Origin of the sequence: Streptomyces flaveolus (genome assembly GCF_014648815.1) — a bacterium.
Classification (GTDB): domain Bacteria; phylum Actinomycetota; class Actinomycetes; order Streptomycetales; family Streptomycetaceae; genus Streptomyces; species Streptomyces flaveolus.
This window is the reverse complement of the sequence record NZ_BMRV01000002.1, coordinates 313,864-329,943: the sequence shown is the minus strand read 5'-3', so window position 1 is coordinate 329,943 and position 16,080 is coordinate 313,864. Positions and strand designations below refer to the sequence as shown.

Sequence of the window (16,080 nt, the reverse complement as noted above, 5' to 3'; positions counted from 1 at the left end):
GCGGATTGCGGTTTCCTCGACGGGCGGGGCGTGACGAGGGCCGCGGTGGGAAGCGGAGGGGCGCGATGAACGACAGCACGGTCACTCTTCCCTGGCTGGTCTTCCGCCAGGACGACAACGGCAATCGCTATCGCGTGGGCCGGTACGCGACCCGGGCCGAGGCCCAGAACGTCGCGGACGCGCTCGACGGTCGCGGTCACAAACAGCTCTACTGGGTCGAGAAACTCGGCCCGAACACCACCGGCCCGGCCGACTGATCCGGCGTACCGCCGCGTCGTCGGGCCCCGCGGGGCAACTAGGCTCCGCCGTATGACGGAACGGATCGTGGTGGGCGCCGCGCTGGTCGACGGCGGGCGTCTGCTCGCCGCACGGCGCAGCGCGCCGGCCGAGCTGGCCGGACGCTGGGAGCTGCCCGGCGGCAAGGTCGAACCGGGCGAGACGCCCGAGGCGGCCCTCGTGCGCGAACTGCGCGAGGAACTCGGCGTGGCGGCCGAAACCGGCGAGCGGGTCCCGGGCCAGTGGCCGCTGAGGCCCCCGTACGTCCTCCAGGTGTGGACCGCCCGCCTGCTGCCCGGCTCCGCCGCCCCTGAACCCCTCGAGGACCACGACGCCCTGCGCTGGCTCACCCCCGGCGAGATCTGGGACGTGCCCTGGCTCGACCAGGACGTGCCGGCCGTCGAGCGGGCGCTCGCACACCTGACACCGGAGGCGAACGACGCGCGGGGCGCGTAGGGGGAGCCGGTGCGGGCGCCCCCGTACGCCGCCGGTGCTTCCATGCGCCCGCGGGTCCTCAGGTGTCCTCGTGGACGGTAACGGGCCCCTCATATCGGGTATGGGCCCATTAACCCCATGAAACCGGACAGAGTGGGGTTGCCGGCCGGGGAAGTGATCGGCGTGATCGGGACCGAAGGCGACTGCGTCGAATGGGTTTTTCCCGGGGAGCCGGGCGCCGTGCGGACCGCGCGCTCCCTCGTCCGCGACCGGCTGCGCGGCTGGGACCTCGACAGTGTCGGCGACATCACCGCCCTGCTGGTCAGCGAGCTGGTCACCAACGCCCTGCGGCACGCCACCGGCCCCATCGGCGTCCGTCTCGTGCTCCGCCCCGACGGCCTGGACGGCGTCCTGCTCGTGGAGGTCTCCGACCCGCTCCCGGACCCGCCCCGCGAGCGTGCCGCCCGGCCCGAGGACGAGGGCGGCCGCGGGCTGCAACTGGTGGCCTCCTCCGCCCGCCGCTGGGGTACCCGCCCAGGTGGGACCGGCAAGACCGTCTGGTTCGAACTCGCGGTGCCGGAGTGACGGGCGAGGGCCGCGCCGAAATGTCCCGACATCCGGTACCGTCCCGTCGGCCGACCGGTTCAGGCCAGTGGCAGTTGTCGAAGTACGTGATTCGATGCCGTGTCCGCTGGTTAGAAGACTGGAAGTGTTGTCACGGTCCGGACCGAAAAGCATCGGGACCGTGCTGTGATCGTGAACACCGTGTCGTGCGGCGCCGTAGTGCTGGATACTGCGGGCAGCCGCCCCCGGTGACCGGTGCCGGGTGCGGTGAGCTGGAGGGGACGGTTCGCGTGAGCGAGATACCAGCGAGGGCCACGGGGTCCGAGGGTCCGTCGGCCGTTGCCGGGGCCGGCGCCGCGGGCGCTGCCGGGGTCCCGGCGGGCACCGGTCCCGGCGGTGGCCCCCACGGAGACGCGCCGTCCGGTGACGCCGTGTGGCAGAGCAGCCCGCCCGGCTCCATGTACGACTACATCAAGGTCGCGTCCTTCTCCATCGGCCCCGACGGCCTCGTCGACCAGTGGAGCCTGCGCGCCGAGCAACTGCTCGGCATCCCCGCCGAACACGCCGTCGGCACCGACCCCATCGAAACGTTCATCGACCCCGACCTGCGGGAACGGGGCCAGCGCAAGATGGCCGAGATCCTCGACGGACGCGAGTGGACCGGCGTGGTCCCCTTCCGCGCACCGGCCGTGGTGACCGAGGACGGGAAGCACGAGCGCCGCGGGCCGCGAGGCCTCGCCGAGGTGTACGTCATGCCGACGCGGACGGAGGACGGCGAGAAGGCCGCCGTCTGCATCGTCGTCGACGTCCGCACCCTGCGCAGCATCGAGACCGACCTCGCCGCCTCGCAGGCCATTTTCGGCCAGTCCCCGTTCGGGTTCCTGCTGATCGACCCCGAGCTGCGGGTGCGCCGCGCCAACCAGCGGTTCGCCTCCATCTTCGGCGGCACCCCCGACACCCACCGGGGCAAGGGTGTCCACGACTACCTGTCGCGCGCCGAGGCCGACCGGGTCTCCGCCACCCTGCGCCGGGTGCTGGAAACCGGCGAGTCCATCACCGACATGCACGTCACGGGCTTCGTGCCCGGCTCCGACGAGCGCCGCCACTGGTCCGTCAACCTCTACCGGGTGCACAGCGGTTCGGGCCGGCCCATCGGCATCGCCTGGCTCGGCACCGACATCACCGCCCGCCGCGCCGCCGCCCGCGAGGCCGCCGCCGCCCGGCGCAACCTCGCACTCCTCAACGACGCCGGCGCCCGCATCGGCAACTCCCTCGACCTGGAGACCACCGCCCGCGAGCTCCTCGACGTCGTCGTCCCCGGCTTCTGCGACCTGGCCACCGTCGACCTCTACCAGGGGATGCTGGCCGGCGACGAGACGCCGCCCGGGCTCGCCGACGGCAGCGCCGAACTGCGCCGCGTCGCCTTCTCCAGCGCCGTCTCCGACGCGCCCTTCCACGGCGCCGGCGAGCGGGTCAAGCTCGGAGCCGTCCACCACTACCCGTTCAACTCGCCCTGCGCGGACGCCCTGCGCACGGCCCGCCCGCGCACCGTGCCCGCCGAGGACGGCGGTCTCGTGCAGTCCACGCTCGCCGTCCCCATGGTCGCCCACGACACGGTCGTGGGACTCGCGCAGTTCGCCCGGACCAAGGGCAGTGAGCCGTTCGGGGACCGCGACCGCGACCTCGCCGTGGAACTGGCGGCGCGGGCCGCCGTCTGCATCGACAACGCCCGCCTCTACCGGCGCGAGCACGAACGCGCGCTGATCCTCCAGCGCTCCCTGCTCCCGCCCGGCGACCCGGAGGCCTCCGGACTCGACATCGCCTGCCGCTACCTGCCGGGCAACGCGGCCACCGGCCGGCCCAGCGAGGTCGGCGGCGACTGGTTCGACGTCATCGAACTTCCCGGCCACCGCACCGCCCTGGTCGTCGGCGACGTCATGGGACGCGGACTGCGCGCCGCCGTCGCGATGGGCGAACTGCGCACCGCCGTGAGGACGCTGGCGCAGCTCGACCTCGAACCGGCCGAGGTGCTCTCCCACCTGGACGAGATCGCCCGGGGCCTCGGCGCCCCCGGCGGGGTGCAGCAGGCGACGCGGGCGGCCCGCCGCCCCCGCGAGGCCGACCTGTCCGAGGTCTACCTCGCGACGTGCGTCTACGCCGTCTACGACTCGGTGACCCGGCGCTGCACCTTCGCCAACGCGGGCCATCTGCCGCCCGTCCTGGTCGAGCCCGGCGAGTCCGCGCTGATGCTGGACGTCCCGCCGGGCCTGCCGCTCGGCGTCGGCGGCGAGCCCTTCGAGGAGGTGGAGGTCGAACTGCCCGAGGGCGCCCTGCTCGCGCTCTACACGGATGGACTGGTCGAAAGCCGCGATCACCCCCTGGACGAGGGCCTCCAGGCCTTCGTCGGTGCGCTCACCGATCCCACGCGTCCCCTCGAGGACGTCTGCGACCAGGTCCTCAACACCCTCGACAGCCACCACGGCGAGGACGACATCGCCCTGCTGATGGCCCGCGTCCAGGGACTGCCCGCCGAGTCCGTCGGCGACTGGACCCTGCCGCGCGAGCCGCGCAGCGTGGGCCGGGCCCGCGAGTACGCCCGCGCACAGCTGCTCAGCTGGGACCTGGAACCCCTGGTCGACACCACGGAGCTGCTGGTCAGCGAACTGGTCACCAACGCGCTGCGGTACGGCGAGGGCGAGATCAGGCTCCGCCTCCTGCTCGACCGCACCCTGGTCTGCGAGGTCTGGGACTCCGGCCTGGTCCAGCCCCGCCGGCGCCGCGCCCGCGACACCGACGAGGGCGGCCGCGGCCTGCAACTGGTCGGCCTGCTCAGCGCCGCCTGGGGCTCACGCCGTACGCCGCGCGGGAAGACGGTGTGGTTCGAGCTGCCCCTGCCGGGCGGCGACACCCAGCTGACCGACCCGGCGGAGGCCCTGCTCAGCCTCTTCTGACGCGCCCCGGTGTCGTCCGGGACCGGGCGCGCCGGGTGCGGCGCATCCGGGCGTACCCGGCCAGCAGCAGCACCGCCCCGGCCGTGACCAGGGGCGGCACCAGGTCGGCGGAGATCATCGCGACGCACCCCTGACCGCAACCGGAACACCGGTTCGAGTCGTCCCCGGTGGCAACACGCTCGGAGCGTATGCGCCGGAACCGGCCACCGCGACCGGGGACGGCCACAGGGAGGGGACACCGTGGAGGACACGGAGCCGACAGCCACCGAACCGGCAACGACCGATCCGGCACGCACCGAACCGGCTGCCGCCGACGGCGATCGGACCCCACAGAAGCCACCCGCGGGGAAACGACGGCTCCGTCGCATCCGCCGCACCGCCCTCGTCGTTCTCCTCGTCCTGCTCGTCCCCCTGCTCACCGCCGAGGCCGCCCTGCGCGTCAACTACATGGGCGACCCCGCCGACGGCACCTACACCAGGAACCGCGACGCGATCTGGCTCGGCCACGCCTGGGTCGACGGCCGCAAGGACGACGCGGACGTCACCGCGCTCGCCCGCCGCCTGAAGACGACCGGCATCCGCGACCTGTACGTCCACACCGGCCCGATGGAGCACGACGGCACCCTGCCGAAGTCGCTGTACCCGAAGGCGCGCTGGCTCACCGACGCCGTGCACCGGGAGATGCCCGGCGTCCGCGTCCAGGCCTTCCTCGGCGACGTCCTCGCCACCGAGAGCCCCCACGGCATGCGCCTGGAGAGGGCGGCCACCCGGGCCGCGGTCGTCCGCTCGGCCCGCCAGGTCCTGCACGCCGGCTACGACGGTGTCCACCTCGACCTGGAGCCGCTGCACTCCGGCGACCGGAACTACCTGTCCCTCCTGGACGACGTGCGCGCCGTGACCCGCGCCGAGGGCGCGCAGCTCTCGGTGGCCGCCCACCAGATCGACCCGCTCCCCGCCTTCCACTCCTTCTGGGGCACGGTCGCCGGGCACCCCAAGTGGTGGTCGCAGGAGTTCTTCGGCCAGGTCGCCCGCCGGGTCGACCAGATCGCCGTCATGTCGTACGACACCATGCAGCCCCTGGAGAGCCTGTACGGCGGTTACGTCGCCCAGCAGACCTCCCTCGCCCTGGAGGTCACGCCGCCCACCACCCACCTGCTGATGGGCCTGCCCTTCTACCACGAGAACCGCTTCGGCCACTGGAATCACGCCGAGACCGTCGCCGCCGCCGTCCGCGGCGTCCGCCTGGGCCTGTCCCGCACGGACGCCGACCGGGCCCGCTTCGGTGTCGCCGCGTACATCGACTTCGCGGCGACGGAGGAGGACTGGACGGCGTACCGCGAGGGCTGGGTGCGCTGAGCGGGCCGCGAGGCGCTAGGAGCGGCGCCTGATCTTGGAGCCCAGCCACACCAGCGGGTCGTACTTGCGGTCCACGGCCCGCTCCTTCAGCGGGATCAGCGCGTTGTCGGTGATCCTGATGCCCTCGGGGCAGACCTCCGTGCAGCACTTGGTGATGTTGCAGTAGCCGAGGCCGTGTTCGTCCTGGGCCGTGCGTTTGCGGTCCAGGCCGGTCTCCGCTGCCGCGTCCAGCGGGTGCATGTCCAGCTCGGCGACCCGCATGAGGAAACGCGGACCGGCGAAGGCCGGCTTGTTCTCCTCGTGGTCGCGGACGACATGGCAGGTGTCCTGGCACAGGAAGCACTCGATGCACTTGCGGAACTCCTGCGAGCGGTCCACGTCCTCCTGCATCATCCGGTACTCACCCGGCCCGAGGTCGGCGGGCGGGACGAACGCCGGGACCTCCCGGCCCTTGGTGTAGTTGAAGCCGACGTCCGTCACCAGGTCCCGGACGACCGGGAAGGCCCGCAGCGGGGTGACGGTGACCGTCTCCTCGCGGCCGAAGACCGACATGCGGGTCATGCACATCAGCCGGGGACGCCCGTTGATCTCCGCCGAGCACGAACCGCACTTGCCGGCCTTGCAGTTCCAGCGCACGGCGAGATCGGGGGCCTGGGTCGCCTGGATGCGGTGGATGATGTCCAGGACCACCTCGCCCTCGTTCACCTCGACGCGGAAGTCCTCCAGCCCACCGCCCTCCACGTCGCCCCGCCACACCCTGAAGCCGGCCTCGTAGCCGCTCATTCGGACAACTCCTCCTCGGCGAGGTACTTGACCAGCTCGTCCTTCTCGAAGAGGGCGAGCAGGTCGGGGCGGATGGGCTCGGTGGTCTGCCGCTCCAGGCTGATCTGGCCGCGCTCCGGGTCCGTCGCCGCCAGGCCGCCGGTCGGGTCGGCCAGGGTGCACAGCAGGTTGACCGGACGCCACCGGGGTTCCATCGACGAATGGTCCTCGCGGGTGTGCCCGCCGCGCGACTCGGTGCGTTCCAGCGCGGCCCGCGCCACGCACTCGCTGACCAGCAGCATGTTGCGCAGGTCCAGGGCGAGGTGCCAGCCCGGGTTGAACTGCCGGTGCCCCTCCACTCCGGCCCGGCGGGCCCGCAGCCGCAGCTCCGCGAGCTTCTCCAGGGCCTGCTTCATCTCCGGCTCGCGGCGGATGATGCCGACCAGGTCGTTCATCGCCTGCTGGAGTTCCTGGTGGAGGGTGTACGGGTTCTCCGGCGGCCCCTCGTCGGGCCGCTCCGTCTCGGCGGAGAACGGCCGCAGCGCCTCCGCGGCGGCGGCGGCGACCTGGTCGTCGTCCACCCGGGGCCGGTCACCGGCCTCCCGGGCCGCCGCGTACTCGGCCGCGTGCCGGCCCGCCCGGCGCCCGAACACCAGCAGGTCGGACAGCGAGTTGCCGCCGAGCCGGTTGGAGCCGTGCATGCCGCCGGCCACCTCACCGGCCGCGTACAGCCCCGGCACCCCGCGCGCGGCGGCCGTGTCGGAGTCGACGGCGACACCGCCCATCACGTAGTGGCAGGTGGGCCCGACCTCCATCGGCTCGGCCGTGATGTCGACGTCGGCCAGCTCCTTGAACTGGTGGTACATCGAGGGCAGCCGGCGCTTGATCACCTCGGCCGGCATCCGGGTGGACACGTCGAGGAAGACCCCGCCGTGCGGTGAGCCCCGGCCCTCCTTCACCTCGGCGTTGATCGCGCGCGCCACCTCGTCGCGGGGGAGGAGTTCGGGCGGACGCCGGTTGTGGTCCGGGTCGTCGTACCAGCGGTCGGCCTCCTCCTCCGACTCGGCGTACTTCTCCTTGAACACGTCGGGGACGTAGTCGAACATGAACCGCTCGCCGTCGGAGTTCCGGAGCACCCCGCCGTCGCCGCGCACCGACTCGGTGACGAGGATGCCCTTGACCGACGGCGGCCAGACCATGCCCGTCGGGTGGAACTGCACGAACTCCATGTTCAGCAGCGGCGCACCGGCCAGCAGCGCCAGGGCGTGGCCGTCGCCGGTGTACTCCCACGAGTTCGACGTCACCTTGAAGGACTTGCCGATGCCGCCCGTGGCGATCACCACCGAGGACGCCTCCAGGACGAAGAAGCGCCCCGACTCGCGCTCGTAGCCGAAGACCCCGGAGACCCGGTTGGCCTCCTTCAGCACCCGCGTCACCGTGCACTCCTGGAAGACCTTGAGGCGGGACTCGTAGTCCCCGGTCTCCCGGGCGTCCTCCTGCTGGAGGGAGACGATCTTCTGCTGGAGCGTGCGGATCAGTTCCAGGCCGGTGCGGTCGCCGACGTGCGCGAGGCGCGGGTACTCGTGGCCGCCGAAGTTGCGCTGCGAGATCCGGCCGTCCCCGGTCCGGTCGAACAGCGCGCCCCAGGTCTCCAGCTCCCACACCCGCTGCGGGGCCTCCTGGGCGTGCAGCTCGGCCATCCGCCACTGGTTGAGGAACTTGCCGCCGCGCATGGTGTCGCGGAAGTGGACCTGCCAGTTGTCGCCGGAGTTGACGTTGCCCATGGCCGCGGCGATGCCGCCCTCGGCCATCACGGTGTGCGCTTTGCCGAACAGCGACTTGCAGACGACGGCCGTACGGGCGCCCCGCTCGCGGGCCTCGATCGCGGCGCGCAGTCCGGCGCCGCCCGCGCCCACCACGACGACGTCCCACTCCTGCCGGTCGACCACGGACATCAGTAGCCCTCACTCATCAGAAGAAGCGCGGATCGTCGAAGACACCGGACGCGACGAGGTACACGTAGAAGTCGGCGAGCGCCACGCTCACCAGCGACGCCCAGGCGAGGGCCATGTGCCGGGCGTTGAGCTTCCCGACCAGCCGCCACATCCGGTAGCGCACGGGGTGCCGGGAGAAGTGCCTGAGCTTGCCGCCGACGATGTGCCGGCAGGAGTGGCAGGAGAGGGTGTACGCCCAGATCAGCACGATGTTCGCCAGGAACACCAGGCTGCCCAGACCCATGTGTCCCCAGGCGTAGTGCTCGTCGCGGAAGGCGAGCACGGTGTCGTAGGTGAGGATGCCGGCGACCAGCAGCGCCGCATAGAAGAAGTACCGGTGGACGTTCTGCAGGATCAGCGGGAAGCGGGTCTCGCCGGTGTACTTCTGGTGCGGCTCGGCCACCGCGCAGGCCGGCGGGGACGCCCAGAAGCCCCGGTAGTAGGCCTTGCGGTAGTAGTAGCAGGTCAGGCGGAAGCCGAGCGGGAAGATCAGGATGATGATCGCGGGGGAGACGCCCCACCAGGGGCCGAAGAGCTCCCAGTTCGGGCCGGCGCGCATCGGCTCGCAGTTCTCCGCCAGACACGGGGAGTAGAAGGGCGAGACGTACGGGGCCGCGTAGTAGTCGGCGTTCGCGAAGGCCCGCCAGGTCGAGTAGACGACGAAGGCCAGCAGCCCGGCGGCGGTGGCGGCCGGTGCCAGCCACCAGCGGTCGGTGCGCAGGTGCGGGGCGCGGATGGCGGCGCGCGTCGGGGCGTGCACACCGCCGCGGGGACGGGGTTCCGTGTCGGATGGTTCCGTTCCAGTGGCCACGGGTCGGCTCCGGGTCGGTGTCAGGGGGCGCGGCGATCGCGGGCGCCGAGGCCCTCGTCGTCCGAGTCCGTCCACAGGGAGCCGTCGTACGGCGTGTCGGGGATCGGGACGAGGTCGGGCCGCTTGGCCGCGTCGGGGGAGACCGCCGCCGCCCGCAGCAGCGCGACGCTCTCCCGCAGATGGTCGGCGTCGGTGCGGACCCGGCGCATCTCCAGGCCGTCGCCGCCGAGCTGCTGTGCCAGACGGCTCACCGACCGGGACAGGTCGTCGAGGCAGCGCTGGAGGGATGACAGGTCGTCGTGCACGGACATGACGTGACCTCACTTCCGTAGGACCCGGCACGCGGCCGGCCCTGGATGGCGACGTTCATGCGCCTGCGAGTGTCGCGCGTCACACCTGCCGCTGGGAAGGGACGTGCACCGATTGGCCGGGGCGTACAGGTGCGCGATGCGGTGCGTTGCGCCGCACGGGTGGGCTTGCGCACCGTCACCGCCGTGTCTCCCCGTGTCGCCGAACCGTTTCCTCTTCAGTGGCCGCATAGCGCACCAATACAAATGATCAACTCCATATACCGCAAAAGCGATCACCACGGACGTGATCACCACTCCCGCGGCCTACCGGAGGTAGCAGAGATGTCCCACGTCGGCGTCGGACCCCGCGCGGTCATGCGCTCGGTCGCCTTCCTCACCTCGGGTGTGCTCGCGCTCCCCGCGCTGGCCGGCTGCAGCTCCGAGGACCCGTCCGGGAAGCCGCTCGCCGGGCAGGACATCGCCCCCGCGGCCCGCGCCCGGATCGCCGACGGCGGCACCCTGCACTGGGCCGTGGACTCCGTGCCGGACACCCTGAACACCTTCCAGTCGGACGCCGACGCCACCACGACCCGCGTCGCGCAGGCCGTGCTGCCCTCGATGTACCGGACGGACGCGACCGGGCGCCCGGTGCGCAACCCCGACTACCTGGAATCCGCGAAGGTCGTCGACACCGAGCCCAAGCAGGTCGTCCTGTACAAGCTCAACCAGCAGGCCGTCTGGAGCGACGGCCGGGAGATCGGTGCCGCCGACTTCGCCGCCCAGTGGCGCGCCCTGTCCGGCCGGGACAGCGCCTACTGGACCGCCCGCAACGCCGGCTACGACCGCATCCAGAAGATCGAGCGCGGCGACAACGACCTGGAGGTCAAGGTCACCTTCAGCCGGCCCTACGCCGACTGGAAGTCGCTGTTCACACCGCTGTACCCGAAGGACGTCATGGGCACCCCGGACGCCTTCAACGACGGAGCCCGGCGCAAGGTCAAGGTCACCGCGGGGCCCTTCGCCCTGAAGAAGGTCGACACCAAGGACGACGAGGTCGTCCTCACCCGCAACCCCCGCTGGTGGGGGGACCAGCCCAAGCTCTCCGAGATCGTGCTGCGCGCCGTGCCGCGCGACAAGCGGGTCTCCGCGCTGGCCGGCGGCGAGGTCGACCTGGCCGAGATCGACCCGGACACCGCCGAGCAGGTCGCGCTCGCCGCCGGGCCCCGGGACGCGGGTACCGGCGCTCCGGTCATGGGCGCGAGCGGCAGCCCGGCCCCGGGAGCGGGCGGTGCGCCGCTGCCCGGCCCGGACGGCAAGCGGTCCGCCGCCGACGACCTGCGCTCCTGGGCCGTCGCCAACGGCTCCGACGAGGACGCCGCCGACGACGAGACCCTCGCCCGTGAGAAGCGCCGCGAGGCCGTCGAGAAGCACCGGCGCCGGCAGCAGGCCCTGCGCGGATTCGAGCTCCGCAAGTCGCTGGAGCCCGCCTACACCCAGCTCGCCCTCAACGGCGCCGACGGCCCCCTCGCCGACGAGCGCGTGCGCCGCGCCGTCGCCCGCGCCCTGGACCGGGAGGCGCTGGCCGAGGCGGTGCTGGGGCCGCTGGGCCTGCCCGCGGAGCCCGTGGGCAGCCACCTCGCCCTGGCCGGCCAGCCCGTGTACGCCGACAACAGCGGAGCGCTCGGCGGCCAGGACGCCAAGGAGGCCCGCGCCCTCCTCGCGGACGCCGGGTGGGTGTCCGGCGGTCCCGTGGACAAGCGGGAGAAGGGGGAGGAGGCAGCCGGCTCCGAGGGCGAGAAGACCAAGGACGACAAGGACGACCAGGAGACGGAGAAGTCCGAGGGCGGCGACGACGGCACCTACATCGTCGGCGAGGACAACAAGAACGACGACACCGACCAGGAGAGCGGCGAGAAGCACCGGAGCGGGAAGAACACGGCCCAGGGCGGTGCCCCCGGCGCCTACGCCCCCAAGGGCACCGCCGCCCCGGTGGGCTCGGCGGTGAAGCCGCTGGCCAAGGACGGCGAGGCCCTCACCCTGCGCTTCGTGCTCCCCTCCGGCCCCGGCTCCGGGGCGCTGCGCACCGTGGCCGACCGCATCTCCGGCATGCTGAAGAAGGTCGGCATCGGCACCGACATCACCAAGGTCTCCGACGAGAGCTACTTCAAGGACCACATCGCCTCCGGCGAGTACGACCTGGCGCTCTACTCCTGGCCGACCACCGCCTTCCCCGCCACCGACGCCCGCCCCATCTACGCCAAGCCCGTCCCGGCCGCCGACGGCTCCCTGAACGTCGCGCAGAACTACACCCGGGTCGGCACCGACCAGGTCGACCAGCTCTTCGACCAGGCCCTGGCGACGCTGGACGAGAAGGAGGCCCGCGACCTGCTGCGCAAGGCCGACTCGCGGATCTGGGCGGCGGCGGGCTCCATTCCCCTCTATCAGCGCCCCCAGCTGACCGCCGCCCGCGACAACCTCGTCAACGCGGGAGCCTTCGGCTTCGCCACCCCGGTCTACGAGGACATGGGCTTCCTGAAGAAGGGCGCCGAGGGCGCGCCGCGGTCGGCGAGCCCGTCCTCCTGACCGGGTTCCCCGGCCCCCGGACACGGCCCGGCAAGCCCCCGCCCTCGCGGCCCCGTACCATTGGGTGAGGCCGTGGCATGTATCGCCCGGCAGGCCCGCGTGACACGGACGTCCGCGAGGGCCGTCCTCACACCCTCCGGGAGTACGCCACACATGGCTGTGTCTGTTACGCGTCACAACATCCGCAACGTCGCCATCGTCGCCCACGTCGACCACGGCAAGACCACCATCGTCGACGGGATGCTCAAGCAGGCCGGTGCCTTCGCCGCGCACCAGCTCGACTCCGTCGACGACCGCATGATGGACTCGAACGACCTGGAGCGTGAGAAGGGCATCACGATCCTGGCCAAGAACACGGCGGTGAAGTACCACCCGAAGGATGGCGGCGACGTCATCACCATCAACATCATCGACACCCCGGGCCACGCCGACTTCGGTGGCGAGGTCGAGCGCGGTCTGTCGATGGTCGACGGCGTCGTCCTGCTCGTGGACGCCTCCGAGGGCCCGCTGCCGCAGACCCGCTTCGTGCTGCGCAAGGCGCTCCAGCAGCGGCTGCCGATCATCCTCTGCATCAACAAGACGGACCGTCCGGACGCCCGGATCGACGAGGTCGTCAACGAGACGTACGACCTCTTCCTCGACCTGGACGCCGACGAGGAGCAGATCGAGTTCCCGATCGTCTACGCCTGCGGCCGGGACGGCGTCGCCTCCCTCACCAAGCCCGAGGACGGCACGGTCCCGTCGGACTCCACCAGCCTGGAGCCGTTCTTCTCGACGATCCTGGACTACATCCCGGCCCCGACCTACGACGAGGACGCCCCGCTCCAGGCCCACGTCACCAACCTGGACGCCGACAACTTCCTCGGCCGCATCGCGCTGCTGCGCGTCCACCAGGGCGAGCTGAAGAAGGGCCAGACGGTCGCGTGGATGAAGCGCGACGGGTCCGTGCAGAACGTGCGGATCTCCGAGCTGATGATGACCGAGGCGCTCACCCGCAAGCCCGCCGAGAAGGCCGGCCCCGGTGACATCTGCGCGGTCGCCGGCATCCCGGAGATCATGATCGGCGAGACCCTGGCCGACCCGGAGAACCCGGTCCCGCTGCCGCTGATCACGGTGGACGAGCCGGCGATTTCCATGACCATCGGCACCAACACCTCCCCGCTGGTCGGCCGCGGCGCCACCGGCAAGGGCGCCGACAACAAGGCGGTCGTCAAGGACCGCAAGGTCACCGCCCGCCAGGTCAAGGACCGCCTGGACCGCGAGCTGATCGGCAACGTCTCGCTCCGCGTCCTGGACACCGAGCGCCCGGACGCCTGGGAGGTGCAGGGCCGCGGTGAGCTGGCGCTGGCCATCCTGGTCGAGCAGATGCGCCGCGAGGGCTTCGAGCTGACCATCGGCAAGCCGCAGGTCGTCACCAAGGAGGTCGACGGCAAGACGTACGAGCCCGTCGAGCGCATGACGATCGACGTGCCCGAGGAGCACATGGGCGCCGTCACGCAGCTCATGGGCGTGCGCAAGGGCCGGATGGACAACATGTCCAACCACGGCTCCGGCTGGGTCCGCATGGAGTTCGTGGTCCCCTCCCGCGGCCTGATCGGCTTCCGCACGGAGTTCCTGACCCAGACCCGCGGCACCGGCATCGCCCACTCCATCCACGAGGGCCACGAGCCGTGGTTCGGCACCCTCACGACCCGTAACAACGGCTCGCTGGTCGCCGACCGCTCCGGCGCCGTCACCGCGTTCGCGATGACGAACCTCCAGGAGCGCGGCGTGCTCTTCACGGAGCCCGGCACCGAGGTGTACGAGGGCATGATCGTCGGCGAGAACTCCCGTGCCGACGACATGGACGTGAACATCACCAAGGAGAAGAAGCTCACCAACATGCGGTCGTCCTCGGCCGACTCGTTCGAGGCGATCGTCCCGCCGCGCAAGCTCTCGCTGGAGCAGTCGCTGGAGTTCTGCCGCGACGACGAGTGCGTCGAGGTGACTCCCGAGGCCGTCCGCATCCGCAAGGTGAACCTGGACGCCCGTGAGCGCGCCCGCGCCGCGAGCCGCGCCAAGCACGGCTGATCGCACCGCCGCGACGGCGCCGGGCACCCCTCGACGAGAGGGGTGCCCGGCGCCGTTTTCGCGTTCGTGGTGCGACCATCTGGAGAGGGGCTCGCGAAAGCGTAGGGAAAACCCTCGATTTCGTGGGGAGACGCCGTCCGGGGCGCCGGCTCGCACTACCCTGCCCGCAAGTCACGCGGCGGCACGGGCCGGTGGGGCCGGGGTCCGCGTCACCGAGGTCAACGGCCTTGCACACGGAGCGTGCTGAGCGCGGGGCATGCCTGTGGGGCACCCTGCACGGCGGGCACGTTACTCGCAATCTCTTTTCCTGACACAGGTGTCCGCTATTCGGGCGCCGCCTCCCGATAGATGTGTAACAAGTCCGTTTCGCAGTGATCTCTCACCAAACCCTTTGTCCGGATTTTGGAAGATCTAGCCCCTATCTGTGATCGAACCGAGACCTCGAGAGTGTGGTTCGGTCCCTGGCGAATGGCAGATAGTTAGGCGCGTAGAGCTCGTATGAACGGGTCACGCGCTGACGGCGCAGACTCGCGAGCGCGGGGGCACTTGACGGATATCGGGCACCGGTGACGGGGCCGGAAGCTGTCGTGTGCTCCTCTTTGCGGTGAACCAGCGGATTCATGAGGAGGAACCCATGCGAGGTGCCACAAGCGCCATATGGGTCGCGTCGTCCCCGGTGGCAGGTGCAGGTCCCGTGGGTGGGTTCAGTTCCGTTGCCTTCGCCGCAGTGGCGATCCGGTGGCGCGAACTTCCTTGACGGCTCGTTCCCGCGGCCGGCCGGTGCCGGCCGCGAGCCAGGGTTCCCCGAGGGCGGGTCCGCCGCCCAGTCGTTGTTCCCCTCGCGCGCTTCGAATGACATACGCCGTGCGAAGGCCGTCGGACCACTCGTGCACTACCGACGGTCTCCAACACCTGTGAAATGGACGAATCATGACGAGTCCAATCGAGATTGAGGGTGCTGAAGCCTCTTCCGTCTTGGACAAAGAGAGCGCACCGCAGGGTGACGCCCAGGAGTCGAAGAAGTCTGAGGGGCGCAGCCCGGGGCAGTTGATGTGGGGTCGCTTCAAGCGCGACCGCGCCGGTGTCGTCTCTGCCTGCGTCGTCCTGTTCTTCTTCGTGGTCGCGGCAGCGGCGCCGCTGATCTCGAAGGTGTACGGCAAGAACCCGTATACGCTCTACGGTCAGGACAACCCCGACCTCCTGGACATGTTCACCATGCCGGCGAAGCCGGCCGGCGGCATCGACGGCGAGTTCTGGTTCGGCATCGAACCCGGCCTGGGCCGCGATGTCTTCACCCAGCTGCTGTACGGCATGCGGACCTCGATCGCCACGGCACTGGCCGCGACGATCATCATGACGATCGTGGGTGTGCTGATCGGCCTCGCCGGAGGCTACTTCGGCGGCAAGACCGACTACTGGCTCGGCCGGGTGACCGACTTCTTCATGGCCCTGCCCAGCCAGCTGTTCTTCGTCGCCGCGATGCCCGTGATCACCACGGTGTTCGTCGCCCCCGACGAGGAGACGCCCACCTACGTGCGCACCTGCGCGATCATCATCGTGATGGCCTTCCTGGGATGGATGAGCATGGCGCGGATCGTCCGGGCCGCCACGCTGTCCCTGCGTGACCGGGAGTTCGTCGAGGCGGCGCGCATCTCCGGCGCCTCGTCCTGGCGGATCATCCGCAAGGAGCTGCTGCCCAACATCGTCACGCCGACGCTCGTGCAGGCGACCCTCACGCTGCCGAGCACCATCCTGAGCATCGCCTTCCTCTCCTTCGTGGGTGTGGGATACGTCGAACCCACGCCGGACTGGGGACGGATGTTCGCCATCGGCGCGAACATCGTGGAGCAGGACCCGTACTACATGCTCTTCCCCGGCATCGCCATGGTGATCTTCGTCGTGGCCTTCAACCTCCTCGGCGACTCGGTACGGGATGCCTTCGATCCCAAGACGGGCCGCTGAGCCCCCACGGGGACTCCTCGCTCTGC

The 16,080-nt window shown here is 71.1% G+C and carries 13 protein-coding genes; 8 read left to right on the top strand and 5 right to left on the bottom strand.

Annotated features, from left to right (window positions below):
• Positions 1–65 precede the first annotated feature (65 nt).
• The 4 genes from IEZ05_RS05400 to IEZ05_RS05385 all read left to right on the top strand — a co-directional run bounded on the left by IEZ05_RS05400 (position 66) and on the right by IEZ05_RS05385 (position 4,226).
• Positions 66–257 carry an SPOR domain-containing protein gene (locus IEZ05_RS05400; RefSeq protein WP_189228839.1) on the top strand — a complete coding sequence of 64 codons (192 nt, stop codon included), beginning with the start codon at positions 66–68 and terminating at the stop codon, positions 255–257.
• Between the two features lie 52 nt (positions 258–309).
• Complete coding sequence (locus IEZ05_RS05395; protein WP_189228838.1) at positions 310–732, top strand: (deoxy)nucleoside triphosphate pyrophosphohydrolase; 423 nt, start codon at positions 310–312, stop codon at positions 730–732.
• 117 nt (positions 733–849) lie between these two features.
• Entirely contained in the window at positions 850–1,296 is a 447-nt protein-coding gene (locus tag IEZ05_RS05390; protein WP_373298727.1) for an ATP-binding protein, read from the top strand.
• A gap of 227 nt (positions 1,297–1,523) precedes the next feature.
• A complete protein-coding gene (locus IEZ05_RS05385) occupies positions 1,524–4,226 on the top strand; it encodes a SpoIIE family protein phosphatase (protein WP_189228837.1) in 2,703 nt (900 codons plus the stop codon).
• Here IEZ05_RS05385 and IEZ05_RS36730 read toward each other — a convergent pair.
• A complete protein-coding gene (locus IEZ05_RS36730) occupies positions 4,213–4,344 on the bottom strand; it encodes a hypothetical protein (protein ID WP_268255145.1) in 132 nt (43 codons plus the stop codon). The genes IEZ05_RS05385 and IEZ05_RS36730 overlap by 14 nt on opposite strands.
• 122 nt (positions 4,345–4,466) lie before the next feature.
• Between IEZ05_RS36730 and IEZ05_RS05380 the strand changes: the two genes are divergently transcribed.
• Positions 4,467–5,582: a glycoside hydrolase family 18 protein gene (locus tag IEZ05_RS05380; RefSeq protein WP_189228836.1), complete on the top strand. Its 1,116-nt coding sequence runs from the start codon at positions 4,467–4,469 to the stop codon at positions 5,580–5,582.
• A gap of 15 nt (positions 5,583–5,597) precedes the next feature.
• On the opposite strand, the gene IEZ05_RS05375 is transcribed toward IEZ05_RS05380, so the two are convergent.
• The 4 genes from IEZ05_RS05375 to IEZ05_RS05360 are packed head-to-tail and all read right to left on the bottom strand — an operon-like array spanning position 5,598 to position 9,460.
• Positions 5,598–6,365, bottom strand: a complete 768-nt coding sequence (locus IEZ05_RS05375; RefSeq protein WP_189228835.1) for a succinate dehydrogenase/fumarate reductase iron-sulfur subunit — start codon at positions 6,363–6,365, stop codon at positions 5,598–5,600.
• Positions 6,362–8,299, bottom strand: coding sequence for a fumarate reductase/succinate dehydrogenase flavoprotein subunit (locus IEZ05_RS05370; protein WP_189228834.1), 1,938 nt, complete (start codon positions 8,297–8,299; stop codon positions 6,362–6,364). Before IEZ05_RS05370 ends, IEZ05_RS05375 begins: the two co-directional genes overlap by 4 nt.
• Positions 8,300–8,315: 16 nt before the next feature.
• Positions 8,316–9,149, bottom strand: a complete 834-nt coding sequence (locus IEZ05_RS05365; RefSeq protein ID WP_189228833.1) for a hypothetical protein — start codon at positions 9,147–9,149, stop codon at positions 8,316–8,318.
• Positions 9,150–9,169: 20 nt separating this feature from the next.
• A complete protein-coding gene (locus IEZ05_RS05360) occupies positions 9,170–9,460 on the bottom strand; it encodes a hypothetical protein (protein ID WP_189228832.1) in 291 nt (96 codons plus the stop codon).
• 321 nt (positions 9,461–9,781) lie between these two features.
• On the opposite strand from IEZ05_RS05360, the gene IEZ05_RS05355 reads away from it, so the two are divergent.
• The 3 genes from IEZ05_RS05355 (at position 9,782) to IEZ05_RS05345 (ending at position 16,054) form a co-directional block, all read left to right on the top strand.
• Positions 9,782–12,022 carry an ABC transporter family substrate-binding protein gene (locus IEZ05_RS05355; protein ID WP_189228831.1) on the top strand — a complete coding sequence of 747 codons (2,241 nt, stop codon included), beginning with the start codon at positions 9,782–9,784 and terminating at the stop codon, positions 12,020–12,022.
• A 153-nt stretch (positions 12,023–12,175) separates the two neighbouring features.
• Complete coding sequence (gene typA, locus IEZ05_RS05350) at positions 12,176–14,092, top strand: translational GTPase TypA (RefSeq protein WP_189228830.1); 1,917 nt, start codon at positions 12,176–12,178, stop codon at positions 14,090–14,092.
• Between the two features lie 930 nt (positions 14,093–15,022).
• Positions 15,023–16,054: an ABC transporter permease gene (locus IEZ05_RS05345; RefSeq protein WP_189228829.1), complete on the top strand. Its 1,032-nt coding sequence runs from the start codon at positions 15,023–15,025 to the stop codon at positions 16,052–16,054.
• Positions 16,055–16,080: the final 26 nt, after the last annotated feature.

Excerpts from the sequence above, each read along its gene's own strand:
- IEZ05_RS05375 (WP_189228835.1), bottom strand. The coding sequence starts at position 6,365 with ATGAGCGGCTACGAGGCCGGCTTCAGGGTGTGGCGGGGCGACGTGGAG.
- IEZ05_RS05355 (WP_189228831.1), top strand. The coding sequence starts at position 9,782 with ATGTCCCACGTCGGCGTCGGACCCCGCGCGGTCATGCGCTCGGTCGCC.
- IEZ05_RS05370 (WP_189228834.1), bottom strand. The coding sequence starts at position 8,299 with ATGTCCGTGGTCGACCGGCAGGAGTGGGACGTCGTCGTGGTGGGCGCG.
- IEZ05_RS05395 (WP_189228838.1), top strand. The coding sequence starts at position 310 with ATGACGGAACGGATCGTGGTGGGCGCCGCGCTGGTCGACGGCGGGCGT.
- IEZ05_RS05400 (WP_189228839.1), top strand. The coding sequence starts at position 66 with ATGAACGACAGCACGGTCACTCTTCCCTGGCTGGTCTTCCGCCAGGAC.
- IEZ05_RS36730 (WP_268255145.1), bottom strand. The coding sequence starts at position 4,344 with ATGATCTCCGCCGACCTGGTGCCGCCCCTGGTCACGGCCGGGGCGGTG.
- IEZ05_RS05360 (WP_189228832.1), bottom strand. The coding sequence starts at position 9,460 with ATGTCCGTGCACGACGACCTGTCATCCCTCCAGCGCTGCCTCGACGAC.
- IEZ05_RS05345 (WP_189228829.1), top strand. The coding sequence starts at position 15,023 with ATGACGAGTCCAATCGAGATTGAGGGTGCTGAAGCCTCTTCCGTCTTG.
- IEZ05_RS05390 (WP_373298727.1), top strand. The coding sequence starts at position 850 with ATGAAACCGGACAGAGTGGGGTTGCCGGCCGGGGAAGTGATCGGCGTG.
- typA (WP_189228830.1), top strand. The coding sequence starts at position 12,176 with ATGGCTGTGTCTGTTACGCGTCACAACATCCGCAACGTCGCCATCGTC.